Here is a 21,098-nt window from a genome sequence, read left to right on the forward strand (position 1 = left end):
TTTAAATCTCGATGAACCTGAGAGTCGGCAGATGCACGGTGTCGGCGTCGATCTCCGCGTCCGCGATCTGCCACAGGGGCGTGGCATCGAGCGCGGGCGGCTGCGTGTGGTCCCACATCACGGTGTGGTCTTGCCCGCGGATGTGCAGGGTGAACTGCGCGCCGGGGATGGCCGCCCAGGCGGCCAGTTGCAGGATCTGCGCGCGCGGCGTCCAGGCGGCGCTTTCGCGCCCGTCCAGGGTGATGGGGCGCCCCGCCTGGCGGGCGCGCACGTGCACCATCAGGTCGCCCAGCGTGCCGTAGTCCAGCTGCATCTGCGGCGCCTGCCAAGTGTGCTCATCCACCCACAGCAGGCGCTCGGACAGGGTGAGCGTGCTGGGGGCGCTGCCGCCGGCGGTGTAGCTCAGTGTGATGGCCATCTCAGGCGGCCCTCGATTTGTCTTGCGCCAGGCGGCGCAGCAGCGCCTCGGCCTGGCGCTGGCTGTCGGCGTCGGCAAATTTCAGCTGCGAGCGGGTGCCATCGATGGTGACGTTGCTCACGTAGGTGTTGCCGCCGCCACCGCTGGCGCCTTGTGACTGCTCCAGGAAGGCGATGCGGTTAGCCGCTTCGGCCTTGCCGTCGCCGTACTTGTAGTAGTCCACCATCTTGCCCAGCGCACCGCTGAGCGTGCTGCCGCGGCCGCCCCATTTCATCTGCCCGGCGGACGCGAGATACGGTACTTTGCCCGTCGAGTCCACGAATTGCCGAGCAAGGTCCTCGGCGAGCAGCTCGTTGAGCCCCGCTTGCTTGAGGTAGTCGATGATCAGGGCGCGAGACCAGACGCCTTGGGTCTGCACGTTGCCCGATGCGTCGCTCGTCATGCCGTCTTTGTTGCGAAAACCCATGCCCACGCGCTCGACGTTTCTGGCGACTTCGTTCTGTGCTACCGCATATTTGGATAGGGACTCCGTAGCCCAGTCGATGCTGTCGCGCACGTCACGCCAGCCCTTGGACATTCTTCCGGTGGCGGCCTCGCTCTTGGCGGCAGCTGCGCCGGCTTCGTTGCCGTAGTGCGTGAGGTTGGTGATGGCCTGATAGATCAGTTCGGTGCTCTCGCGCATGGCCGAGGCTTCCTTGATCTTGGCCTGTGCCACCTTGATGCTGGCCTGCAGCTCGGCCTCTTTGACCTTGTTGACCTCGCCCGAGATGCGCATGGCCTCCAGCTGCGCCTGTGCCACCGCAATGGTGCCCTTGGCTTCTTCGCGCATGGCGGCGGCCTTGGCTTCGGTGATCTTGATCTCGATCTGCAATTGCAGGATGCGCGCCTGGCGCGCGCCCCGCTCATCACCCATCAAGCGGGCCATCTCCACCGCCTGGCCCGCCAGCCTGCTCTGCGTCTGCAGCAAGCTGATGGCGGCGTCGGCATTGCCCTTCTTGGCGATGGCGCTGGCACGTTCGGCATCGACCTGGGCACGTGCGGCCTGCACCTCTTCGCTCTTGGCGCGGGCATTGGCCTGGGCTGCCACGGCTTGGGCTGTGGTCTTGTCGGCCTCGATCTGCTTGACCTCGATCAGCTCCTGCAGGGCCTTGAGCTCTTCGCGCTGCTGGTCGGTGGCCTTGCCGCTGGCCTGCAGTGCGGCGCCGCGCTGCTTGAGCTCCTCGCGCAGCGCGGCGACTTCTTCGGTGCGTTTTTGCGCCAGGGCGGCGGTGGCGTCGGCCTGGTCCTGTGCGGCCTTGGCCACGGCTTTGCGCAGGGCCTCTTCGTCGCCCAGTTGCTTGGCTTGGGCAATGGCCGCTTCACCGCGGGCCTTCGCGGCCTGCAATTGCTTTTCCGCCAGGGCAATGCCCTGGGCCATGAATTCGTTGACAATCTGGTAGCCCGCCGCGGCATTGGCTGCAGCATTGCCTGCGGCAGTGGTGGCGCTGGCCGCCTTGTCCTGGCTGGCGGCATAGCCGTCGCCCAGGCCTGCGGCCTTGGCGAAGGCGGCGCCGGTGTCCGTCACGCGCTGCATGTTGTCGCGCAGCGCATCGGTGAGGGCGTTCACCGTCGTCTTCATCTCGGACTGCTTTTGCGCCCAGGTGAGCGAGCGGTCCGCCAGCGTGGCGATGATGGAGCCCGTGGCCAGTGCCACCTGGCCAAAGCTGTACAGCCCGCTGGTGAGCGCCACCAGGGGCGTTACCACCAGGCCGAGCGCGCCAGCGAGGATCTTCACCGCCCCGGTGAGTGCGGTAATGGCCCCGGAGTCGCCCGCCGCCACCATGGCGTGCTGCAGCGCGCCCTTCAGACGCTCCCAGGTGGCGGCCAGGCTGGTGTTTTCCTGCGCCATGGGCGCGAGCTGCGCGGTCAGCGCCGGGAAGACCTGATCGGCCGTGATTTGCCCCGTCTGCAAAAGCTTTTGCAGCTGCAGCTCGGTGATGCCCATGCCGTCGGCGGCCAGCTTGAGCGCGCCCGGCAGTGCATCGCCCAGCTGCTTTTGCATCTGCGCCAGCGAGACGGTGCCGGTGCTGGCCATCTTGCCCAGCGCGTCCACCGCGCGGGCGATCCGCTGCTGGCTCATGCCCAGCGGCTCGCCCGAGCGCACCAGGGCGCCGAAGAGCTCGTTTTGCTGGCGCAGCGGGATGTTGGCCGCGGTGGCCTTGCCGGAAAATTCCAGCCACATGTCGCCCACGCTCTTGAGCGACAGGCCGGCGTCGGCGGCCACGGTGCGCAACTGGCCGATCTGCTGCTCGGCCACCTGGCCGTCCTTGTAGATGCCAGTCAGGCCGGTGCGCAGGGTGTCGATGTCGGCATTGGCACGGACGAAGGCCGCGCCCAGCTCACGGGCCTTGCTGATCAGGCCTTCGAACAGCCCGATCAGGCCTTGCCCGAGCGCACTGCCGATGGTGAAGTCCTTGAGCGTGGACGAGGTTTCGCGCCAGCGGTCGCGCAAGGCCTCGGTGGCGCGGGCAAAGCCGCTGGTGGCGCTACCCGCCTGCTCCAGCCCAGCGGCGCTTTGGCCCATGCTGCCCAGCTTGCCCGCGGCCTCTTGCGCGTTTTGGCCGGCCTGCTGGGTCTTGCCCGAGAGCTCATCGACGGCGCCAGCCGTGGCCTGCACCCCGGCGCGCGCCTGCTCGGCGTCGGCGCGGATGCGTAGTTCAAGCTCTCTGTCTGCCATGGCCGCCATGGTGGCCGGCAGCGGGCAGCAAGGCTAAATGACGGGGGTCAGGAGTTGGGGTGTGGCGAGGGCCGCCGGATGCGGGGGGATGCCCCCACCCCTGCCCTCCCCCAGAGGGGGAGGGTGTGAAGAGGGCAGCTCCCCCAGAGGGGGAGGGTGTCAAGCAGTCAGACGGCGGGTGCGGCGGCTACGGTCTGGCGGTAGTACTGCGACAGGCCCATGCCCACGCGATTGGCGTCCTTGAGTACGCTGCCGCTCACGTCCAGCGCGCCGAAGTTGTCCTGGATGAAGCTCAGCTGCTTGGCAATCGACTGGCTGCAGCGAAACACCTCCAGCACGCAGGGGCTGCCGCCGTCGGCCTCGTTCAGGCCGCCGAAGACGAGCTCGAGTTCCACCGCCTTGGTGGTCAGCGCTTCGATGCGTACCTGGTCGGCATAGCTGTAGGTGATCTGCAGTGTGGCGTCGTCGGCAATGTCCTGCGCGTCGGGCACGATGTAGATGCCCTCGGGGCGCACCACGTAGTTGCCTTCGGCAGGCACCACGGCCGGGGCAGGCCAGGTGTAGGTGATCCACAGCGTGGCGTCGTTGATGCTGTCCGCCGGGCTTTGCTCGATTTCGATGCCGGTGGCCGTGACGCTGTAGTTGCCCGTGGCAACCAAAGGCGTGGCGCCGACCAGAGAGGACCCGATCTTGACCGAGACGGCGCTGGGGTTGCCATGCGCCAAGGCGATGGTGCTGCCTGCGTTCACGTGTTCATGCTTTTCGTCTTCCTCGGTGGTGGGCGTGCCGTCGTACTGGGTGACCACCACGTTGGCAGGCACCTTGTGCGCCAGCATCAACAGGCTGCCCAGGTGCACGTGTTCGAAGATTTCGGGCTCCACCACCACGCCTGCATCCACCGCGGTAGTGCTGCCGTAGGTGGCGCGCATGAGGTTGGTGATGTTCAGGTCGGCCAGCTTCATGCTGAGGTTGACCTCTTGCACGCGGCGCACCTCGGCGTGCACGCCGCCGCCCATCTTGGTCATGTCCATTTGGGTCTTGACGTCTTCGCTGTGCTCCAGCGTGAGCTCCAGCACGTTGCCGATTTCGGCCAGCGCCTGGGCGCTGCCGTAGGGGCGGGCATAGACCTGGCCCACCTGCATGCTGGGGCGGTAGATCTTCTTGATGATGTCGGTGGCGGGCATGGGGATGGCTCCTTGGGGTGCAGATCAGCTCTGCGGTTTGCGAAACACGGTCTCGGCCTGCCAGGCCGAGGGCAGGTAGAAGAAGCCCGCGCGGTATTCACCGCCGGGGGCGCGCATGGCCGCCAGTGGCCGGGTGGTGCCGGGCAGCTTTTCGCCCAGCAGCGCGGCCATGGCGCGCGCCAGCAGCGGCCCGGCGTCGCGGCGCGCGGCACGCCCGCTTTTTTGCGTGGCCACGTTGCGCACGGCGGCAATGACGTAGAAGCGGTGCGCCAGGCGCAGCAGGCGCGGGTCGGCCTCGCTCTGCGGCGTGAAACCGTCGCTGATGACGTGCAGCGCCGGGGTGTACTGCGCAGCCTCTTTCACGCTCGCCAGATCGGCCGCGGTGAGTACCTGCACCGCCGGGGTGAGGCCCGCCACCGCCGCCTTGAGCAGGTCAACGATGGCGGCTTCCAGGCGGGAGAAGTCGTTGACTTCTTCAAGGGTGAGGAGCGTGCTCATGGGCGTGCCTCGTGCGGGCGCTGGCCCTCACCCCCGCCCTCTCCCAGCGGGAGAGGGAGAAGAAATGCAGTACACGGCGCGGTGCTCATCGGTAGCCTCCGCTCACGTCGTCGGCCACGCTGCGCGGATAGAACTGAAAGAGCGACTCGCCCTCGCCGAGCTTGCCGGTCTGCAGGCGCTCGCCGGGCTCGCCTCCCCAGGGGCAGGTGAGCGTGGCGTCGCCTGCGGCGATCAGGTCCAGCTCGGCGCGGGCCTGCTTGTAGCGCTGGGCCACGGCGTTGTCGGGCGCCACGTCGTCATACAGGTAGTAGCGCGCGATGTCGCACACGATGCGCGTGAGCTGGGGCGGCGCCACCAGCTGCACGGCCTGCGGGTTGCCGGGCTCGGGCGCGGGCTTGGCGCAGCCGGCCAGCGGCAGCACGTACACCCGCGAGAGCAGGCCATCGGCCAGCGCATGCGCATCATCGAGCGCACGCTGCGCGCGCCCTTGCTGCACGCTGGCCTGTTCGAGCGGGTCGGTGAGCTGGATGAGCTCCGGCTCGCCAAAGCGGTCGATCAGGTCTTGCACGCTGGCGTAGTTCATGGCGGCGTTCAGGCAGCGCTCAGCTGGCGTTGACGTGCGGCAGAATTTGCACTTCCACCAGGTCGCCGGCGGCGCTGGTGGTGCCCAGCGCCCGGGCGCAGTGGTGCGTGGCGTCGCCCACCACGGCCTTGCCGTTGGCGTCGGGCTTGAGGTAGTCGCCAAGGGCAATGTTGTTGGCAGCGGCCTCCACCAGGTAGCTGTAGGCGGTGACCACGCTCAGCGCTTCGCCGCTCTTGGCCGCCTCCTCGCTGATGCCTTGCACGAAGTTGACGGCGGCCGCCGTGGTGGCAACGGCCTGCTTGCCTTCGTAGGTGACGAAGCGGTGGGCGGCAATGTCCGCCTGCGCCACCACGGTGGTGGCGTGCGTTTTGTCAAACTGGCGGCCGGGGTTGTTTTGCGATGCCATGTCGGGGGTGCTCCTGGATAAATCAGTTCGGGTTTTTGAACAGGAAACCAGCGCCGGCGCGCACCAGCGTGGGCGTGCGCTCAAACGTGGCGCCGTAGATCCAGCTCTTGGTCTCGCGCTGGTAATAGGGCGTCTCCACCATGGGGTGCCCGTCCATCCAGCTGGTGAAGCCGTAGGCCGGCTCGCCCAGCGCCAGGCCCGTGCCCTCGGGGCCGATGGGCGGCACATAGGCCAAGATGGCGTTGTTGCCCCACACGTCGGCGGTGGCGCCGGCTTCATTGGTCCAGATGGCTTCACCCACGACGATGTTGTTCACCTTGAGGATGGCCTTGAGCTGCTCCATGGTGGCCGGGCCCTTGACGCCGCCCGCGCCCGTCAGGTAGCTCTGCACCTCCTTGTTGAGCTGCAGCGCGCCGAAGGCCACGGCCGAGACCAGCAGGGTGTTGGGCCTGCGCCCGGTGCCCGAGCGGATGGTGTTGGCCGCGGCGGCAATGTCGCTCACCGGCGTACCGCTGGCATGGCTCCACTTGTATTTGCCGGTGGTGTTGTCGTAGGTGCGCGTGTTGCTGGCGTAGGGCGTGGCATCCGTGGCAATGGCCGCGGCTTCGAGCTCGTAGTCCAGGTTCAGGATCTGCAGCGCGGTGTTGACCGCGATCTGGCTGATGGCGACGTTGGCGCCCACGTTCAGGCGCCGGGCTTCGTCGGCCTCCTGGATCAGCTCGCGCGGGATGGGCACGTCGATGGCGTGCTGCGCGACCGTATAGGTCTGGCCCTGCCAGCTGATCTTGACCTGCTTGGTGGCCGCGCCCGGGGCGCGGCGGGTGTTGTAGGCGCGGGTGGCCGCGTCGCCAAGACTTGCCAGCTGAAAGCCGCGCAGCGCCGCGGGCAGGCGCGGAAACAGCGCCTGCGCCGCCATGGGCGATTGCACGGCGCCGGCCAGCATCAGGTTGCCCAGAATGGGGTTGGCCATGCGCACTTGATTGGGGGTCATGGGTGGGTGCTCCTCTATATATGAAGGGTGTGGCTCAGGCGCCCAGGTTGAGCACGTGGCCCATGGCCTCGGCGTAGCTCACGCTGGGGTGCTCGCGCTGGTACTGGCGCGCCGCCTGGTCGATCTCGGCGTCGCCCTTGCCGCGCGCATCAAACGCGCCGGCGCCGCTGGCGCCTGCCTGCTCGCCAAAGTTCACGGCCGCGGTGCGGCTGCTCATCTGGCCCTGCAGCCAGGCGCACATTTGCATGGCGGTGACCTGGGTGGTGGTGTCGCCTTCGGCAAACGAGACGGGCTGCGCGGTGGTGGCCACGGCCTCCAGCGTGGCAATGGCCAGCGCCTTGTCTTTGGGCAGCAGACGCCCGGCTTTGATCTCGGCTTCGGCAAAGCTGGCAAAGCCTGCGCGCCGCTGGGTGGCGGCTTGCTCGGCGTAGCTCTGCACCTGCGCGGCAGCGGCATCCGCCGCGTCTTGCGCGGCCTTGGCCTTGGCCTCGGCGGCGGCATTGGCCTCAGCCAGTGCCTTGTTGTCGGCGCGCAGCTTCTCCAGCTCGGCCTTCTCTTGCTCACTCATGGGGGACTCCTCGGGTGGTTGCACGGGTGCGGGCTCGCCCGCGGGTTGGGAAAAGTTCAGCGCCTCGTCCAGGGCGCCGTATTCGGCAAAGCCGATGTCCTTGAGGCCCGCCACCGCCGGCGGCTGCGCGCCCAAAAACGCGACGTGGCGCAGGTACCACTTGCCAGGCGTGGGGTTGTGCGGTGCGTCGGGCGGGTAGAGGCTGGCGCTCCTCTTCTTGAAGCGCCCGGCCTTGACCATCTCGGCAAACTGCACGTCCACCTGCGCGGGGTCTATGGCCAGGTTGCCGCGCTCATTGACGTACACGCGCGCCACCCAGCCGTAGGCGGGCAGGTTGTCGCGCGGGTGGCCTACGGTGAGCGGTGCCTCGCGCAGCTCGCGGTTGTAGCTGTCGGCAATCTCTTGCAGTTGCGCGCGGGTGAAAGTGTGGCTGCGCCCGGCGTCGTCGCGGTGCGTGCCGGCGCGAAAGATTTCGATGCCGCCGGGCAGCAGCTCGGACGCGCCGGCGCTCTTGTTGGGGGGCTCAGGTGATGCCATGGCGGGCATCGTCGTGCCCGCGGGCCGCCAGTATCAAATGACGGCGGTCAGTGATTCACTACAACGGCAGCTCGCGCTGGCGCCGGGCGCGTTCGGCGCGCAGCCAGCGCGCCTCGATGCGGCGCACGTGCCGGTCGGTGATGCCCACCAGGCGCGCCACGGCCACGTAGTCTTGCCGATGCTGCGCCAGCAGCGCAATCACGCGCGCGGCCATGGCGCTTCTCTGAATGTCCGCGCCCTGGTTGATGTACAGCTGCCCGCCGCCCAGGTCGGCAGCGATGCCCAGCACCAGCTCGCAGGCCAGTTGCGCGCCCGCATCATCCTCCAGGCCCTGGGCGCCGAACACCAGGCTGATGTAGAGCGAGCGCGCCAGCTCGCGCCAGGAGTCGGGCCAGGCCTGGGTGCGGTTTTCCAGCGGCGCCAGCTGCGCGCTGGAGAGCTCGGCCAGCTCGGGGCGCTCGGCCAGCAGCGCGCCGGGGTCTTTGAGGGTGTCGTCTTGCACCGTCGTCATGGCGTCAGCCCTCCTGCCCGCGCTGCTGCCAGCGTTTGAGCGCTTCGATCAGGCGGCTGAGCTGGGGCCAGTCGCAAAAGCGCAGATCCTCCATGCCGTTTTGGCGCTTGATCCAGGCGCGCAAGGCGGGCGCGGAGGTGTCGGCAATGATGCCGTCGCGCCCGAGCTGCTTCCACAGCGCCCAGACCTTGCGCTCCATGGGTGTGGCGTCCCAGACGGCGCGGTCGGGCGTGGTGGCCTGGGCGGGTTCGGCCAGTTTTTGCAGGTGGCGGCGCACCCGTGCCTGTTCGCTGGCGCTCAGGGCCTTGGCGCTGCTGTACCCCGTCAGGTGCAGCAGCAACGCACGGTAGTCGTCGTCGCTCATGGCGAGCTTGTGCTTGAGCACGTGGATGGCGGCAAGGTGGCGGGCCATGGCTTTACCTCCAGGCAGTGGGGCCGCCAATGAGGGCGGCTATGTAGTCGCTGGCGCGGCAGATGCGCACCGGCGGGCGGCGGGCGCTGCGCGTGCGACTCAGGCTGTCCGGGCCGGGAGCGCACACGCGGCACAGGTCGGAGATCTCGCCGCGACGCAGACCACGGCGCACACGGGTGAAGAAGCCCGTATCCATCGGCAGCCATTCGCGGCATTGGCGGCAACGCTGGTAGAGGCCGAATTCGGTGTGGTCCAGTTCCGCCATGTCAGACCTGCAGGCAAGTGAGCACGAAGCGCATGCTGGGCAGCTCCAGCGTTTGCGCCAGCAGCGTGCTGGCGTTCACACGAGCAACGGCAAGGGTTTGCCCGTCGCGCCCGGCAAGCGTGGGCGCACTCCACACGCCGCCTGCGTGATGGATGCACCCGCCGGCTTGCACGCGGCGCAGGAACCAGCCGCTTTGCTGGGGGCTCAAGCGGCCACGGTAGGCGTCCCAGGCGGCGAGCAAACTGCGCTCGTCCAACGGCCAATAGCCGTCGCGGATGCGCCGCGCAGTTCGGTAGGAGACACCCAGCACGTGCGCCACCGCGCGCAACGGGGTTGCAGTGGCGAACGCACGCAAATCTGCCGGAGCCGTTTTACGGCCCTCTGGCGCGTTCAATGACGCCAAGGGTGCCGTGGCATGTGCAGCCCCGGCTGCGGCGCTTGCAGGTATCGGCAAATTGATCCCTGCGCCATTGGCGGGCGTTGCGCCCTCACCCCCACCGTCTCCCAGGGGGCGAGGGGGCAAAACCGGCGCATGGCGCACGCTGATCGTGCCGCGGCGGATTTGCTCGGTTCTGAGCGCCTGCGCGCGGCTTTTCTCGGCGTTGGTGATGTGAAAGCTGCCCGCACGCGGGGCGAGGTTGACGCGGCGCGCCCGGGCGGGGCGCTGGCCCCCGCCCTTGCCTTCCCGCAGCGGGGGAAGGGGTGAAGCCGGGTGCGCCAGCTCGAAGGCGTTGGGCGGGCGGCTCACGCGGCGGCCTCCAGCGCGTCGCCCTTGGTCAAGTCCTTGAGCACGGCGGCCACGGCTTTTTCCACCTCGCCGTCCACGCTCTTGATCAGCACCTCGTCGCAGTCGGCCGATACCGTGACGCCCAGGCGCTTCAAGGTGCGCGCGTCGAGCTGCTCCAGCGCCTTGGCTACCGGGCGCTCGGTGGTGGCCACCAGCAGCGCGCGGTGCTCGGCGCTGAGCTCGCCTTCGGCAATCAGTTTGTCGATGCGGGCAATGAGCTGCGCATCTTGCGCCCAGCTCATCTTGCCCTTGGATTTTTGCAGGCCGTATTTCAGGCCCGCCACCACCTGGGTGCGCGGGCGCTCGAACAGGGGGCGGTTGCCCTCGATGAGTTCCTTCAGGCGGTTGTGCTCGGCGGCCACGCGCCGCGCCGCCTGGCGCACGGCGGGCATGGATTGCTGCCTGAGGGTTTCCACGTCGCCATGCAGCGCACGCAAGACATCGGCGAGCTGCTCGCGGCAGGTGGCGAGCTTTTGCGCGTGGTTCATCAGCTCCAGTTGGGTAGTCATTGGCTCTCTCCTTGGTTGGCAGCGGGATCGGTGGGGGTGGCGGATGCACCGCGCTGGCGCGCGATGGCGGCTTTCATGGCGCGCACGGTGGGGCTGGTGCCGGCGGGCGTGGTGGGCGCTGGTGAAGGCAGGGGCACCAGGCCGGGCACAACGTCCAGCACGGTCACGGCGGCGCCCTTGACATGGGCGGCGCGGGCACTCTTGCGGGTGGCTTCGCGCTCAGCCTCGGCTGCGGCCTCATGCTTGTCGGCCATGCGCGCCAGAATGGCGTGCAGGTAGCCGTGGCCCTTCATGGGCAGCTCCAGGGCGCCGGCGTCGCGCGCGGCCAGCATCTGGTCTATGGCGTCGGCCCAGGCATTCAAGGGTGCGCTCCAGTCGCGCCCCTTGTGGGTGATGGCGCGCCGCTCCAGGTCGGGCAGCAGCTCCAGCAGCAGCTTGATCTTCTTGCGCGCGGTCAGGCGCTGGCGCGCGGGCTGAAACAGTTGCACGTACTGCAAGACCCTTGCACCCAGGGGAATGCTGACGGCGGCCAGGCGCGAGAGTGCGCGCTGGTCGGCCTCGTGGGCGAAGAGCGTCATCAGGTCGAGCTCGGCGCCGCAGGTGGGGCAGGCAAGGTCGCTCATGCGCGCGGCTCCTGAGGCAGGCGCGCCACGGGCGTGGCCAGCAGCCAGCGCGGGCCCAGCTGGCGCACCGCCCGGCGCCAGGCGCGCATGTTGTGCAGCTGGGTGGCGCGCGGCACCTCGGGCACGGCCCAGAGCTGGCGGGCGTGGGGGAGCGTGGGGGTGTGCTGGCCCCCACCCCGGCCCTCCCCCAGCGGGGGAGGGAGTAAAGCGGGGCCATCCTCCAGCGGGGGAGGGAGTGAAGCGGGGCCCTGGGCATGGGCGCGGGCCAGCCGCGTGAAGTCGCGCGCCTGCTCCATCAGGGGCAGCAGGGCACGCGCCATCTGGCAGGTGCAGCCGGGGCCGGGGCGCTGAATGCACAGGCCCGCTTCATCGCAGGTACGCAGTTGCTGGGTGTTCATGCAGGCCTCCGCAGGCAGATGGCGGCCACGGCGCGGGCGCCGGGCCAGTCGGCCAGGGTTTGCAGCACGGCCTCGCAGCCGTCGGCAAACAGGCCGGGAAAGCGCAGGCGTTGGCCGCTGGCCAGCGTCACGCGGATGAGATAGGGGCGCATGGTGGTGGCGGCGTTCATGGTTCAGCACCCCGCCACGCATTGCGCATCCACCTTGGGCCAGCCTGCGGCAGCGGCTGCGTTCATCGCCCGGCTGACAAGGTTGTGCACGGCCAGCGGGTAGCAGGTGCTGATGCCGCTCTTGCTGCCGCGCGGGGTGTAGATCAGGCGGGCGCGGATGGCGTCGAAGGCGTCGGGCGCAAAGACTTGATCGAGCTTGAGGTCGAAGCGCTTGAACTTGTGCTCCAGGTAGGTTTCGAGCTCGGCGTCCAGCGGCTGCAGCTCCACCAGCTCGATGCGCTGCATCACCTCGCGCACTTCCGGGTTCTGGCTGTGCAGCAGGTGGCGCAGCTCGGGCTGGGCCACCAGGGCCACGCCCAGCAGGCGCTGAAAGCCGTCGCGCAGCTCGATGAAGCGCTTGAGGTGCTTGACGGTGGCCGTGGGCATGCAGTGCGCCTCGTCGATCACCAAGAGGTGTCTGCGCCCGGCGCGCCGGCTGGCCTTGAGCAGCTGCGCGAGCTGGTCGAACCGGGCCTGCGGGCTGCTCTTGATCTTCAGACCCGGGTCCAGCGCGTAGGCGATGGCCTCGGCAATGTGCGTGGCGCGCAGCGTCTTGCCCTTGGCGTCGCTCGCTTCCATGCCCAGCACGTAGGGCTTGATGATGAGCACGTCGCGGCCTTCGTCGATCAGGCGCTGTTCGAGCTCGTCCATCAGCGTGGTCTTGCCCGCGCCGCTCTCGCCCACCAAGCCGATGAAGCCGTGGTGCCGTGCGGCGTCCAGCAGCGCGGCGCGGGCGTAGCGGGTGGCGGCGCTCTGAAACACGTCGTCGCGGCTTTCCACGTCATTGACGAAGGGGCTTCGCGGCAGGCCGAAGGCCTTGCGCGCTTCCAAGGTGATGGGAGTGAATTGCAGTAACATGGGCTCATCCTCAGTGGTTGGGTTTTGGGATTCGGCTTCTTGGGGACCGGCCTCGGGCGTTGGCGCGCTCGGGGCCTTTTCTTTGCGGGGTAGCCGCTGGGCGGCGGGCATGGCTGGGTCTCCTTTCAGGATGCGACCACGCGCAGCGTGGCCTTGGTGAGCAGGCGCGCCTTGAGCGCGTCGAGCTGGTCTTCGGGCACGCCCTCGGGGTGCCAGGCGCGCACGCTGGCGTGGCGCTCTGGCGTGGGCGGCACGCCGCCCGCGGTGAGCCAGGCGGCGGCCTCAAAGTGGGTGAGCACGCGCGCGGCGCGCACGGGGGCGCTGGCGCCGGGCTGCACGGCGGTGCCGCGCAGCGGCAGCCAGGTGCGCTCGGGCGCAAGGTCGATGCGCTTGCCCGGGTCGATGCGCCCGCCAAAGGGCACCGCGCGCGCCTTGTGTGCGGCTTCGGCGGCTTCGTCGCTGCTCGCCTGGTAGGCGTGGCGCAGCAGCTCCTTGCGGTGCGTCTCAAGCTGCGTGTCGGCTGGCCGCGCCCAGTCTTCGCCGATGGTGTTGGCGTCCAGGCGAAAGCCGCCGGCGTCGCGCGCCACCAGCGGGGCGTCGATCAGGCTTTCGTGGCCGTCGGCGTCTTTGGTGACGATGGTGCAAGCGTCTTGCTGGTACACGCCCCAGGTCACTTGCAGGCTCTCGCCCACCATCACGCCAGGGACTTGGCGCACGTCGTATTCCTGCCCGGCGAAGCTTACGGTGAGGGTGACGCTGACCTTGCGGGCCTCGGGCGTGTGGGTGAGCAGGCGCTGGCAAACCTCGGGCGCGGGGGCGGTGCGCAGCTGCTCAGCGGTGATGGTGCGCCAGCAGTCGCTGCGGCTTGTGCGGTGGCGCGTGTGCTCGCGCTCGGCGTTGAACCAGGCGGCCCAGCGCTCGGCTTGTTGGTTGAGCTCGTCGAGGTCTGCCACGGGCCGAAAGCGCAAGCCGCTTTCAAAGCTGCGCTCGATGAGGTTGCGCGCCTGCTCGACCTGGCCGGTGGCGCGCGCGTTGCCCGGCGCGTGGGCGATGAGCTGCACGCCCAGGCGGCGCGCCAGGTTGCCAAACAGGCCGCTGGTGTTGGCGCTGCCCATGTCCATCATGAGGATGCGCGGCACGCCGTGGCAGGGGTCACCCGGGCGCGGCTGGATGAAGTGGATGAAGCTGTCGGCCAGGTTCTTGCCGCTCTCCGCGCCCATGACGTAGTGCACGGCGATGGAGCCGCTGTAGTGGTCGGTGCGCTCGTAGCTCCAGACGCGGTCGGCCTCGATGCGCTTCAGGTTGGCGGGCTTGTTCTTGTAGAAGCGCTCGCGCTCCATGACCTGCAGGCCGGCCTCGCGGTGGTTGGCTGCGTGCAGGTAGTACAACACGCACAGGCTGGCGTCGATCTGCCAGACGTGGTTGGGGTGCAGGCTTTTGAGCTCTACCGCCGGCGCCGGGCGGTTGATCTGGTCGGGGTGCAGGCCGTGGGCGCGCAAGCTGCGCGCCACGGCGCTGGCGGACAGGGGCAGCAGCTCGCCGGTGGCGGGGTCGAGCCGCTGGGCGCGCAGCTCGCCATTGGCGCGCAGGATTTCCAGCGCCTCGCCGATGGACATCAGGCGCTTGCCGGTTTTGCGGTGGCTCAGCTGCAAGAAGGCGCTGAGGGTGAGCGCTTCTTCACGGGTGAGCGCGCTGCGGCCGGCGTCGGCACGCTGCTTGCGCTGCGGGGCCACGCGCACCTCGGCCAGCCAGCGGTGCAGCGTGGGCAGGCTGCACGCGAGCTGGGCGCAGGCGCTGGCGTAGACGGCGCCCTTGCCGCCGGGCGGCGCGGCGGCGGCGCGCTGGCTGACTTCAACCAGCGCGGGCACGAGGGCGGGGTTCAGGGCCATGTCGGGCGGCGTGGGGCGCTGCGGCGTTGGGACGGCGGGCGGCAAGCCGGGGTTTACTGCCCGCCCCATTGCGCCACCTCGGCCATGAGCTGCTGATCGGCAGCGTTGCTCACGTCCGGCAGGTTGAACTCCTCGCGCAGCGTGGCCAGTTCGGCCGCCAGCTGGCCCACCAGGCCGGCCATGAAGACTTCGTGGGCGCGCAGCTTGCCGCTCTTGATGCCGTCGTCGCGCAGGGTTTGCAGCGCGGCGCGCAAGTTGCCGCGCACGCAGCCCAGCGCGTCCGCGAGGATGGCGGCGGCTTCTCTTTGCATTTGCGCCAGCAGCTCGTCGCCTTCGAGCAGCGCGATGCGGCCTTTCTCGCGCTCGAGCTGGTCGATGCGTTTGTTCTTGCCCTCCAGCAGGCGCTGGTCGGCCTCGCGCTCGGCGCGCACCTCGCGCACGGCGGCGCGCAGCTCTTTGACGGACATGCGGGCGACGTCGTCCAGGGCGAGTTCGCCGGTCTGACCGAGCTCGGCCAGCTCCAGGGTCTGGTCATCGTCAAGGGGCAGCAGCTCGACCAGTTTGGACATGCCGATGGCATCCAAATGCCGCGACGTCGCGGTATTTGCGAACCTGCGGGTGACGGCCATGTAGCGCTGAGCCGCGTCCACGCCGAGCCCCAGCCGCTCCAGGGCAGGCAGGAATTTGCCGTGCGCGCAAGCCTCTTTCAGCAGCAGCAAGTAGCCGCCGAGCTCGAAGATGCCCGCGCCGATGCGCCGGATGGCGTCGCGCGCGCTGTTCTCGAGCACATCAGGGTCGGTACTGCCCTGGTAGTTGAGCTGGCGTGCCAGGGCGCTGACGGCCTGATCGGCGGCGACGAGGGCGCGCTGCTCGCTGTCGATGGCGGCCGCGGCTGCGGGCAGGATGACGGGTTGTCTGGCGGGGGCGGCGGGTTTGAGGGAGGTTTTGGACATGGCGGGGTTGCTTTGGTGGTGGTGGATCGGATTCATTCGCCGGTGAGGGCGCGGCGGCGGTCTTCGTGGCGGCGCATCAGCGCGTCGAAGTCGGCGGTGACGCGAAACGCCAGGCGGGTGAAGGCGGGCTGGGGAAAGAAGCGGCCGGTCTCTTCATCCTTCCTCGCCCAGCCCTTGGCAGTGAGCTGCGCCATGGCGCGGGTGATGTTGGGCGCGCTGGTCTGCGCGGCAGCGGCCAGCTCGGCGTTGCTGGCGCCGCGCGCTGCAAAGCCGCACAGGGCTTCGAGCACGTCTAGCGTCCTTAGCGTCAGGTTGCGTTCGTCGCGGCTCATGACGCGCCTCCAGCGGTGAGCGCCACGGCGATCCCGAGGGCCTCGCGCTCGCAGCGCAGCTCGGCCAGGATGGCCAGATCGACGATGTGCGTCTCGCACTTGCGCGCGAGTGCCAGGCAACGGCGGCGCGGGAACTCGGCCAGGGACTGCGCGCTGCGCGTGGTGTCTGCGGCGCGCTCCAGCCATCGGCCACGGCGCTGCGCCGTCTCTTGCGCGGCCAGGAAAAGGGCGGTGTCGTTCATGCCGCCGCTTTCAGCTGCTGGCGTGCCAGCTCCATGCCGACGTGCCAGCCGGCGCGCCAGGCATCGTCCTGGCAACTGCCGCTGGGCCAGGTGCTGGACTGTGCCTGCAGGCCGTGGCGGCTCAGGATGCCGGCTTTGGCGCCCTGCTTCCATTCAGGGCTGCGCGAGCAGGGCTCGATCTCGGACTCGTAGAGCTGGCGGGCGGCGCGCGCGTGCTTGCGCTGGGCCTCGGTCAAAGCGGCCAGGGTCGCCGCGGCGGGGTGGGTGTGGGGCGTCATTCTTCAAACTCCAGGTGGGGCTGGTCAAAGGCGGCCACGTTGGCGTGGTGGTAGGCCACTTGCTCCAGGTGCTGGCGCAGGGCGGCCAGCGTGGCCTCGGGGTCGGCGTCGGCGGGCGTCGTATAGAACCGGGTGAGCAGCTGCAGCGCCTGGGCCCAGCTGGCGTTGACGGCCAGCAGGTCGACGCCTTCGACCTTGCGCCCCAGCGGCAGGGGAATGGCCATGCGTCCGGCGGTGGCGGCCAGAAAGTCGCTGGCGTAGTGCGCGCCGCAGGTGTGCTCGTAGGCGGGCAGCAGCACCAGCGGCATGCGGCCGGTGGCCAGCCATTTGTAGAGGGCGTCGTGGCTGGCGCCCATGCGGTCGGCGATACGCTCCACGCTGAGGTTGCGCCGGGCCTGGGCGTATTCCTTGCACAGGCGCAGCGCGTGCACCAGGCTGGTGGGGCGCAGGTGTTTCCAGCGGGCGGCGGTCATTGGAAGCCCCCCACGCGCGGGGCGTCCGAAAGTTTTCTGCCTTGGAAACGGCTTTGCAGGCACAGTGCGGCCATGTCAACCGGATGAATGGAGAGGTGCATGGCCATCAACCCCGAAACCACCGAATGGGTGCGCGCGCTGCTGCAGCAAGAGATTGACCGAGCCGTGACGCCACTGCGCCGAGAGCTTGACGAGCTCGACGACTGGGCCAATGGCGTGTTTGCGGCGCTGCAGGATGTGCTGATCCCGCTGCTGAAGGCGCAGCCGGAGCTGGCGCGAACGCTGCAGCCGCTGTGGCAGCTGGCTGCCCAGCGCCATGAGCGGCTGGAGCAGGAGACCAGCCAGGCAGAGGGTTTTCATGAGACGGCCGCGCTGCTGGAAGCGCGCAAGATGCTGTACCGACAGCTGGCGCTGCTGGGGCTGTGGCCGGGCGTGGATGCGCAGGAGGCGGCCCGTCAGACGCTAGCGCGTGCAGGATGGCAAGCGCCTCCTGATGTGTGAGCAGGGTTTTCCCGTTGCGGCGGGTGGACGCGATCACCATTGCTATGGCGAGCGCCGGGCGTGTAGGATGCTGCCGGAACATGGCACTCCCCTTCACGCGACGTGGCTCAGGCGCAAAGCGCCGGCCTCGGCCTTGAAGACCTGGCCGCGCTTGAGGCCGAGCTCTACGGCGATGTTGTGCGCGTCGCCGCGCAGACACTTGAGGCGCGGGTTGTGGTCGTCGTCGTTGACGATGGCGATCACCATGTTGGGGCTGTAGCCGCGATCGCGCGCCCAGGCCGAGTACGGCACGCCGCGAGCGGCGAACTCGGCACGGATCTGCTGGCGGGTTTTAAGGGGCATGGCTGTGGTCCGGTTGTGGTGCAGCAGTTGGCGCTGTTGCATGAATGGTTGGGTTTTGGTGAAGTGGATTATGGTGGAACAATTCCACCATCGTCAAGGGGTAGGCGTGAAAAATTCACCTTTGGTGGAAATCAAACTCCGGCTTGGGGTGACACAGGAGCGCCTGGCTGAGGCAATGGGCGTGAACCTGGACCGTGTCAAGAGCCTTATGGGAGGAAAGGCCCAGCACCTGCGCCCCCCCGAGATCGCAGGATTGGTGAATGAATTTCACCTTAATCCGGACTACTTTTTGAATCCTGAGGAACCAATGTTCGGTAGCGGCTCAAGACCCGATGAGCCCGATGCCGCACACGCCCAGGCGGCTCGGGTTTCTGACTTGGTGGATTTACTGCCTTTTGATGCAGGCAGCCGCTCGCGCATCAAGGCGGCAATGCGGGGCGATTCGGCAGAAGATCTGAAGACTCTCGCGCAAGCCCTTGCCGGCAGGCACCCCAGCGCCGCCGAGGCCAGGCCAGGCTATTCGATCAATACATGGTCTGAGTTCGTGCAGGTTCCGCGCTATGACATTCGCGCAAGTGCCGGCGCAGGTGCACTGGTGGACCAGGAGAACGTGCTTGATTACATGGCGTTTCGGGTTGACTGGCTGCACAACGTCCTGGGGCTCAACGCCAAACGACTGGCGCTGATCGACGTCGATGGTGACAGCATGGCGCCCACGCTGACGCATGGCGACATGATTCTTGTGGACACAGCTGAAGGCAACGGCGTGCGCGACGGCATCCACGTGATCAACCTGTGTGGGCGCCTGCTCGTCAAGCGATTGCGCCCTCGGTTGGACAGATCGATTGAGGTGATCAGCGACAACGTGCACTACGGCTCCGAGCTGGTGCCCGCAACACAGCTGGAGCAATTGAAGGTCGTGGGCCGCGTGGTCTGGCAAGGCAGGCGGGTGTGATACTTGGATAGCGAGGTGGCGTGACAGGTGCGAAGGGAGGCCTGCTGCCAGGCGTCAAGGGCGCTTTCGGCAGTGTGGAATACGAGCTCGACCGCGAGGCCACACGCTTGCGGCGCGCTGGTGACATGGACGGCGCGATTGCCGTGCTGCGCAGACGCAAGGCCATCTTCGATTGGCAATGGCAAGACGACAAGCTGGCGAAGTACTTGCAGCGTGCAGGCTGTTTCGAGGAGGCTATGGCCGAGATTCAATGGTTGCTCGATCACAGCCAAGCCCGAGCGCGCCGGGCATTGGGGCACCAGCCCGTCAGTCTGCAGCAGTCGCAGCACGCCGCGTATTGCGCACGCCTGCACGCCAGCGCCGCGCTGATTTGCAAACGCGAGGGGCGCGCCGATTTGCAGGCGCAGCACCGCCGCCTGGCCGAACGTTATGGCGCCATCTGGCAGCGCCTGGAGCCGATCGCGCGCGCAGATGCGAAAGAGGCCTGCCTACGCCGACAAGAAGAAATCGCCGAGATGCGAAGGCGGCTTCGCGCAGACCGGAGTCGCTCGGATCGAGCTGCCTGAACAACGAACCGCGACAGGAGGTGTGATGCGATTTGCCGTTTTGCTTTTTCTGGGCTGCGCGGCCCTTGCCAGCGCCAACGCCTGGGCCATCAACAAGTGCACGGGACCGGACGGCAAGGTAGTGTTTCAGGACTTGCCGTGCGCTGGGCAAGGCGAGCAGATGTTAATCAAAATTGCAAAGGAGGCAACGTGGCACGCACGGTAACCATCAACTTGTTCGACGTGACCCGAGGCACCAAAACGCAGGCGCTGGCGCAGACGCTGCAGGAATACGCGGCGCTGTCGATCGAGCAGCGCCTGCGCGACGATGTGCGCCTTGACCAAGTGCAGCAGATAAAGGCGGATGCAGTGCTGAAACACGAGGCGTTTCATCTGGACTTCGCCAAGGCGCGTCCCACTGGTCCGGGCCGCATGCCACCATCGCGCCCCGTGGCTGACGTGGGGCTGGAGCATGACGAACTTTTTGGAGAGGAAACGGCGGCGCTGTATTTGCCGCACAAGAACTGGTTGCTGACGCTACACAACCAGTATGGCGTCGGCCCGGCGCGCATGGCGAGCTACTTCAATGCGCTCGATCCGGGTAGCGCCGAACGGCATTTTGACTACGAAATACGTCCGCGGATTGATCAGCATGCGCTGCAGCGAATGAAATCCATGAACGGGTTTTCGCATGTGGACGTGATCGCCAGCGTGGGGGCGTTTGAGGATCTTACGGATGACGTGAGCGAATCGGTTTGGCAAGCTGCGGAATCAGTGCGGGCCATGCGTGTGCAGTTGCGTCTGTCAGCAAACCCGGCGCATCAGCGTGGGCGCAAGTTGAATATGAGGGCGGTGCGCGAGTTCATTCAAGGACTTCTCAGCCGTGACGATGGGGTCGACAAGATCGAGCTCAAGAGCGCCGACGAGCAACTCGATCAGAACGACCGGTTGATCGATTTGATTGAACAAAAAATACGTCTGCGTTACCCTGCCACGCAACTCGATGTGCTCAACCTCCGCTACACACATGATTCCAAGATCGCCCTCTTGCGCCGCGCCTGCAGCCACTGGCTGCAGAGGCTGGAGTAGCGCCGTGCCCACGCCGCTGCAGCTTGAACGACATGCGCCGTGGCTGCTGGGACTGGCGTGTGCGTTGGCATGGTGGCGGCTGGGTGGTGAAATCCCGGCGGCGATTGCCAAGGAGCTTTTGGCGGCGCTGCTTTCGGCGGCTGCGATCTGCGCTGGCTTCTTGACCACGGCGCTGACGGTGGTGCTGCCCATGGGCGGCACGGTCATTGGTCGTCAGCTCAAGCGCCGTGGAAAGTTGCACCTGCTGCACGGCTATGTGCGCGCTGCCATCTATGGCGCGCTGGCTCTGGTTGCCTTGTGCGTGCTGGGTTTTTTTCAGGTGCCATCGGGCGGCACGGGAGCGCTTTGGGCGTCGAGTTTGATCATGGGCGTGGCGATGTATTGCGCCGCCGCGATGGTGCGCGTAGTGGAAATTTTGATCAAGGTGATGCTGGCGATGTCGGAGGAGGAAAGGCCGTGATGCTGCGTGTGATTCTGATGTTTGCCTTCATGCTGCTAGCCTCTCCCACTTGGGCCATCAGCAAGTGCACCGGGCCGGATGGCAAGGTGGTGTTTCAAGACCGCCCCTGCGACGGGCAAGGCGAGGAGATCGTGGTGCGCCCGGCCAGCGGACCTGAACGGGCCGCTGTACCTCCTGCGGCAACATCAGAGCCTGCGGCCGCGGCCGCGGCGCCAGCGCCGGCGCCCGTCCCGGTAGCCGCGCCGACGGCACCGCCGCCACCTGCGGCCCCCGCGGTCTCACGCGTCGACCAGTTCGCCCAGCGCTGTCTGGACTGGTACAAGCCGCTGCTGCGTGACCCGGCACACGCCTATTTCACCGAACCGAAGTTTGCTGATCGCCGCGTGCTGCGCATGCTGCTGCACGCCACCAATGGCTTTGGCGGCGTGGTCGTGCGCCAGGCCGCCTGTGATTTTGACAACGGCAAGCTCGACGAGAACTGGACCAAGATTCAGGCTAAACGGCTGGAGTGGGTGGTGGATTGAGCGGGCGGCGGGCGTTCAAGTTGTCACGCCATGGGACAATGA

31 protein-coding genes are annotated in these 21,098 nt (G+C 67.9%); 7 read left to right on the forward strand and 24 right to left on the reverse strand.

Translation table 11 applies throughout. The features are described from left to right. Position 1: 1 nt before the first annotated feature. From KUD94_RS12760 to KUD94_RS12870, 23 genes are all read right to left on the reverse strand, one after another. Positions 2–418: a hypothetical protein gene (locus KUD94_RS12760; protein WP_218237566.1), complete on the reverse strand. Its 417-nt coding sequence runs from the start codon at positions 416–418 to the stop codon at positions 2–4. 1 nt (position 419) lies between these two features. Beyond that, positions 420–3,134, reverse strand: a complete 2,715-nt coding sequence (locus tag KUD94_RS12765) for a tape measure protein (protein ID WP_218237567.1) — start codon at positions 3,132–3,134, stop codon at positions 420–422. A 167-nt stretch (positions 3,135–3,301) separates the two neighbouring features. Continuing rightward, positions 3,302–4,318 (reverse strand): hypothetical protein, encoded by a 1,017-nt coding sequence (locus KUD94_RS12770; protein WP_218237568.1) that lies wholly within the window; start codon positions 4,316–4,318, stop codon positions 3,302–3,304. Positions 4,319–4,342: 24 nt separating this feature from the next. After that, positions 4,343–4,816: a hypothetical protein gene (locus KUD94_RS12775; RefSeq protein WP_218237569.1), complete on the reverse strand. Its 474-nt coding sequence runs from the start codon at positions 4,814–4,816 to the stop codon at positions 4,343–4,345. Between the two features lie 85 nt (positions 4,817–4,901). Next, entirely contained in the window at positions 4,902–5,399 is a 498-nt protein-coding gene (locus KUD94_RS12780) for a gp436 family protein (RefSeq protein WP_218237570.1), read from the reverse strand. Positions 5,400–5,418: 19 nt separating this feature from the next. Continuing rightward, complete coding sequence (locus KUD94_RS12785; protein WP_218237571.1) at positions 5,419–5,805, reverse strand: capsid cement protein; 387 nt, start codon at positions 5,803–5,805, stop codon at positions 5,419–5,421. Between the two features lie 22 nt (positions 5,806–5,827). Beyond that, positions 5,828–6,796, reverse strand: a complete 969-nt coding sequence (locus KUD94_RS12790; protein WP_218237572.1) for a hypothetical protein — start codon at positions 6,794–6,796, stop codon at positions 5,828–5,830. Positions 6,797–6,830: 34 nt separating this feature from the next. Next, on the reverse strand, positions 6,831–7,901 hold the full coding sequence (locus tag KUD94_RS12795; protein ID WP_255568830.1) for a hypothetical protein: 1,071 nt from the start codon (positions 7,899–7,901) through the stop codon (positions 6,831–6,833). A 58-nt stretch (positions 7,902–7,959) separates the two neighbouring features. Continuing rightward, positions 7,960–8,412 (reverse strand): Mor transcription activator family protein, encoded by a 453-nt coding sequence (locus tag KUD94_RS12800; RefSeq protein ID WP_218237574.1) that lies wholly within the window; start codon positions 8,410–8,412, stop codon positions 7,960–7,962. A 4-nt stretch (positions 8,413–8,416) separates the two neighbouring features. Beyond that, the gene (locus tag KUD94_RS12805) at positions 8,417–8,824 is read right to left on the reverse strand and encodes a regulatory protein GemA (RefSeq protein WP_218237575.1); all 408 of its coding nucleotides are present in this window, start codon (positions 8,822–8,824) and stop codon (positions 8,417–8,419) included. 4 nt (positions 8,825–8,828) lie between these two features. Then, positions 8,829–9,089, reverse strand: coding sequence for a hypothetical protein (locus KUD94_RS12810; RefSeq protein ID WP_218237576.1), 261 nt, complete (start codon positions 9,087–9,089; stop codon positions 8,829–8,831). Position 9,090: 1 nt separating this feature from the next. Next, a complete protein-coding gene (locus KUD94_RS12815; protein ID WP_218237577.1) occupies positions 9,091–9,408 on the reverse strand; it encodes a hypothetical protein in 318 nt (105 codons plus the stop codon). Positions 9,409–9,833: 425 nt separating this feature from the next. After that, on the reverse strand, positions 9,834–10,385 hold the full coding sequence (locus KUD94_RS12820) for a hypothetical protein (RefSeq protein WP_218237578.1): 552 nt from the start codon (positions 10,383–10,385) through the stop codon (positions 9,834–9,836). Next, the gene (locus KUD94_RS12825) at positions 10,382–11,008 is read right to left on the reverse strand and encodes a hypothetical protein (RefSeq protein ID WP_218237579.1); all 627 of its coding nucleotides are present in this window, start codon (positions 11,006–11,008) and stop codon (positions 10,382–10,384) included. The genes KUD94_RS12820 and KUD94_RS12825 overlap by 4 nt, the downstream gene beginning before the upstream one ends. After that, positions 11,005–11,406, reverse strand: coding sequence for a hypothetical protein (locus KUD94_RS12830; RefSeq protein ID WP_218237580.1), 402 nt, complete (start codon positions 11,404–11,406; stop codon positions 11,005–11,007). Before KUD94_RS12830 ends, KUD94_RS12825 begins: the two co-directional genes overlap by 4 nt. Continuing rightward, the gene (locus KUD94_RS12835) at positions 11,403–11,576 is read right to left on the reverse strand and encodes a hypothetical protein (RefSeq protein ID WP_218237581.1); all 174 of its coding nucleotides are present in this window, start codon (positions 11,574–11,576) and stop codon (positions 11,403–11,405) included. Before KUD94_RS12835 ends, KUD94_RS12830 begins: the two co-directional genes overlap by 4 nt. 3 nt (positions 11,577–11,579) lie before the next feature. Beyond that, complete coding sequence (locus KUD94_RS12840) at positions 11,580–12,473, reverse strand: ExeA family protein (RefSeq protein WP_218237582.1); 894 nt, start codon at positions 12,471–12,473, stop codon at positions 11,580–11,582. A 125-nt stretch (positions 12,474–12,598) separates the two neighbouring features. Next, positions 12,599–14,362: a DDE-type integrase/transposase/recombinase gene (locus KUD94_RS12845; protein ID WP_218237583.1), complete on the reverse strand. Its 1,764-nt coding sequence runs from the start codon at positions 14,360–14,362 to the stop codon at positions 12,599–12,601. Positions 14,363–14,415: 53 nt separating this feature from the next. After that, complete coding sequence (locus KUD94_RS12850; protein WP_218237584.1) at positions 14,416–15,315, reverse strand: hypothetical protein; 900 nt, start codon at positions 15,313–15,315, stop codon at positions 14,416–14,418. A gap of 32 nt (positions 15,316–15,347) precedes the next feature. Next, entirely contained in the window at positions 15,348–15,647 is a 300-nt protein-coding gene (locus KUD94_RS12855) for a helix-turn-helix domain-containing protein (RefSeq protein WP_218237585.1), read from the reverse strand. Then, on the reverse strand, positions 15,644–15,889 hold the full coding sequence (locus KUD94_RS12860; protein ID WP_218237586.1) for a hypothetical protein: 246 nt from the start codon (positions 15,887–15,889) through the stop codon (positions 15,644–15,646). Before KUD94_RS12860 ends, KUD94_RS12855 begins: the two co-directional genes overlap by 4 nt. After that, a complete protein-coding gene (locus KUD94_RS12865) occupies positions 15,886–16,167 on the reverse strand; it encodes a hypothetical protein (protein WP_218237587.1) in 282 nt (93 codons plus the stop codon). Before KUD94_RS12865 ends, KUD94_RS12860 begins: the two co-directional genes overlap by 4 nt. Continuing rightward, positions 16,164–16,640: a hypothetical protein gene (locus KUD94_RS12870; RefSeq protein ID WP_218237588.1), complete on the reverse strand. Its 477-nt coding sequence runs from the start codon at positions 16,638–16,640 to the stop codon at positions 16,164–16,166. Before KUD94_RS12870 ends, KUD94_RS12865 begins: the two co-directional genes overlap by 4 nt. A gap of 99 nt (positions 16,641–16,739) precedes the next feature. Between KUD94_RS12870 and KUD94_RS12875 the strand changes: the two genes are divergently transcribed. After that, the gene (locus KUD94_RS12875; RefSeq protein ID WP_218237589.1) at positions 16,740–17,141 is read left to right on the forward strand and encodes a hypothetical protein; all 402 of its coding nucleotides are present in this window, start codon (positions 16,740–16,742) and stop codon (positions 17,139–17,141) included. Positions 17,142–17,234: 93 nt separating this feature from the next. Here the strand turns inward: KUD94_RS12875 and KUD94_RS12880 are convergent, their stop codons facing one another. Then, on the reverse strand, positions 17,235–17,483 hold the full coding sequence (locus KUD94_RS12880; RefSeq protein ID WP_218237590.1) for a DNA-binding protein: 249 nt from the start codon (positions 17,481–17,483) through the stop codon (positions 17,235–17,237). 40 nt (positions 17,484–17,523) lie between these two features. Here KUD94_RS12880 and KUD94_RS12885 point away from each other — a divergent pair, with 40 nt between their 5' ends. The 6 genes from KUD94_RS12885 to KUD94_RS12905 are packed head-to-tail and all read left to right on the forward strand — an operon-like array spanning position 17,524 to position 21,056. Further along, positions 17,524–18,438 (forward strand): S24 family peptidase, encoded by a 915-nt coding sequence (locus KUD94_RS12885; RefSeq protein ID WP_218237591.1) that lies wholly within the window; start codon positions 17,524–17,526, stop codon positions 18,436–18,438. A 20-nt stretch (positions 18,439–18,458) separates the two neighbouring features. Then, on the forward strand, positions 18,459–19,004 hold the full coding sequence (locus KUD94_RS12890) for a hypothetical protein (protein ID WP_218237592.1): 546 nt from the start codon (positions 18,459–18,461) through the stop codon (positions 19,002–19,004). A gap of 25 nt (positions 19,005–19,029) precedes the next feature. After that, on the forward strand, positions 19,030–19,209 hold the full coding sequence (locus tag KUD94_RS14815; RefSeq protein WP_255568834.1) for a DUF4124 domain-containing protein: 180 nt from the start codon (positions 19,030–19,032) through the stop codon (positions 19,207–19,209). After that, positions 19,194–20,072 carry a DUF6731 family protein gene (locus KUD94_RS12895; protein WP_218237593.1) on the forward strand — a complete coding sequence of 293 codons (879 nt, stop codon included), beginning with the start codon at positions 19,194–19,196 and terminating at the stop codon, positions 20,070–20,072. Before KUD94_RS14815 ends, KUD94_RS12895 begins: the two co-directional genes overlap by 16 nt. Before the next feature lie 4 nt (positions 20,073–20,076). Then, the gene (locus tag KUD94_RS12900) at positions 20,077–20,532 is read left to right on the forward strand and encodes a hypothetical protein (RefSeq protein ID WP_218237594.1); all 456 of its coding nucleotides are present in this window, start codon (positions 20,077–20,079) and stop codon (positions 20,530–20,532) included. Positions 20,533–20,549: 17 nt separating this feature from the next. Beyond that, positions 20,550–21,056 (forward strand): DUF4124 domain-containing protein, encoded by a 507-nt coding sequence (locus KUD94_RS12905; protein ID WP_218237595.1) that lies wholly within the window; start codon positions 20,550–20,552, stop codon positions 21,054–21,056. Positions 21,057–21,098: the final 42 nt, after the last annotated feature.

It is taken from the genome of Comamonas sp. NLF-1-9, from assembly GCF_019195435.1.
GTDB lineage: Bacteria > Pseudomonadota > Gammaproteobacteria > Burkholderiales > Burkholderiaceae_C > Comamonas_C.

What these genes read in the sequence shown, in the direction of transcription:
- KUD94_RS12880 (WP_218237590.1), bottom strand. Translation starts at nt 17,483, where the DNA reads ATGCCCCTTAAAACCCGCCAGCAGATCCGTGCCGAGTTCGCCGCTCGC.
- KUD94_RS12775 (WP_218237569.1), bottom strand. Translation starts at nt 4,816, where the DNA reads ATGAGCACGCTCCTCACCCTTGAAGAAGTCAACGACTTCTCCCGCCTG.
- KUD94_RS12795 (WP_255568830.1), bottom strand. Translation starts at nt 7,901, where the DNA reads ATGGCATCACCTGAGCCCCCCAACAAGAGCGCCGGCGCGTCCGAGCTG.
- KUD94_RS12805 (WP_218237575.1), bottom strand. Translation starts at nt 8,824, where the DNA reads ATGGCCCGCCACCTTGCCGCCATCCACGTGCTCAAGCACAAGCTCGCC.
- KUD94_RS12855 (WP_218237585.1), bottom strand. Translation starts at nt 15,647, where the DNA reads ATGAGCCGCGACGAACGCAACCTGACGCTAAGGACGCTAGACGTGCTC.
- KUD94_RS12760 (WP_218237566.1), bottom strand. Translation starts at nt 418, where the DNA reads ATGGCCATCACACTGAGCTACACCGCCGGCGGCAGCGCCCCCAGCACG.
- KUD94_RS12835 (WP_218237581.1), bottom strand. Translation starts at nt 11,576, where the DNA reads ATGAACGCCGCCACCACCATGCGCCCCTATCTCATCCGCGTGACGCTG.
- KUD94_RS12765 (WP_218237567.1), bottom strand. Translation starts at nt 3,134, where the DNA reads ATGGCAGACAGAGAGCTTGAACTACGCATCCGCGCCGACGCCGAGCAG.
- KUD94_RS12800 (WP_218237574.1), bottom strand. Translation starts at nt 8,412, where the DNA reads ATGACGACGGTGCAAGACGACACCCTCAAAGACCCCGGCGCGCTGCTG.
- KUD94_RS12840 (WP_218237582.1), bottom strand. Translation starts at nt 12,473, where the DNA reads ATGTTACTGCAATTCACTCCCATCACCTTGGAAGCGCGCAAGGCCTTC.
- KUD94_RS12865 (WP_218237587.1), bottom strand. Translation starts at nt 16,167, where the DNA reads ATGACGCCCCACACCCACCCCGCCGCGGCGACCCTGGCCGCTTTGACC.
- KUD94_RS12830 (WP_218237580.1), bottom strand. Translation starts at nt 11,406, where the DNA reads ATGAACACCCAGCAACTGCGTACCTGCGATGAAGCGGGCCTGTGCATT.
- KUD94_RS12885 (WP_218237591.1), top strand. Translation starts at nt 17,524, where the DNA reads ATGAATGGTTGGGTTTTGGTGAAGTGGATTATGGTGGAACAATTCCAC.
- KUD94_RS12850 (WP_218237584.1), bottom strand. Translation starts at nt 15,315, where the DNA reads ATGTCCAAAACCTCCCTCAAACCCGCCGCCCCCGCCAGACAACCCGTC.
- KUD94_RS12780 (WP_218237570.1), bottom strand. Translation starts at nt 5,399, where the DNA reads ATGAACTACGCCAGCGTGCAAGACCTGATCGACCGCTTTGGCGAGCCG.
- KUD94_RS12770 (WP_218237568.1), bottom strand. Translation starts at nt 4,318, where the DNA reads ATGCCCGCCACCGACATCATCAAGAAGATCTACCGCCCCAGCATGCAG.
- KUD94_RS12785 (WP_218237571.1), bottom strand. Translation starts at nt 5,805, where the DNA reads ATGGCATCGCAAAACAACCCCGGCCGCCAGTTTGACAAAACGCACGCC.
- KUD94_RS12790 (WP_218237572.1), bottom strand. Translation starts at nt 6,796, where the DNA reads ATGACCCCCAATCAAGTGCGCATGGCCAACCCCATTCTGGGCAACCTG.
- KUD94_RS12905 (WP_218237595.1), top strand. Translation starts at nt 20,550, where the DNA reads ATGTTTGCCTTCATGCTGCTAGCCTCTCCCACTTGGGCCATCAGCAAG.
- KUD94_RS12810 (WP_218237576.1), bottom strand. Translation starts at nt 9,089, where the DNA reads ATGGCGGAACTGGACCACACCGAATTCGGCCTCTACCAGCGTTGCCGC.
- KUD94_RS12875 (WP_218237589.1), top strand. Translation starts at nt 16,740, where the DNA reads ATGGCCATCAACCCCGAAACCACCGAATGGGTGCGCGCGCTGCTGCAG.
- KUD94_RS14815 (WP_255568834.1), top strand. Translation starts at nt 19,030, where the DNA reads ATGCGATTTGCCGTTTTGCTTTTTCTGGGCTGCGCGGCCCTTGCCAGC.
- KUD94_RS12825 (WP_218237579.1), bottom strand. Translation starts at nt 11,008, where the DNA reads ATGAGCGACCTTGCCTGCCCCACCTGCGGCGCCGAGCTCGACCTGATG.
- KUD94_RS12845 (WP_218237583.1), bottom strand. Translation starts at nt 14,362, where the DNA reads ATGGCCCTGAACCCCGCCCTCGTGCCCGCGCTGGTTGAAGTCAGCCAG.
- KUD94_RS12870 (WP_218237588.1), bottom strand. Translation starts at nt 16,640, where the DNA reads ATGACCGCCGCCCGCTGGAAACACCTGCGCCCCACCAGCCTGGTGCAC.
- KUD94_RS12820 (WP_218237578.1), bottom strand. Translation starts at nt 10,385, where the DNA reads ATGACTACCCAACTGGAGCTGATGAACCACGCGCAAAAGCTCGCCACC.
- KUD94_RS12860 (WP_218237586.1), bottom strand. Translation starts at nt 15,889, where the DNA reads ATGAACGACACCGCCCTTTTCCTGGCCGCGCAAGAGACGGCGCAGCGC.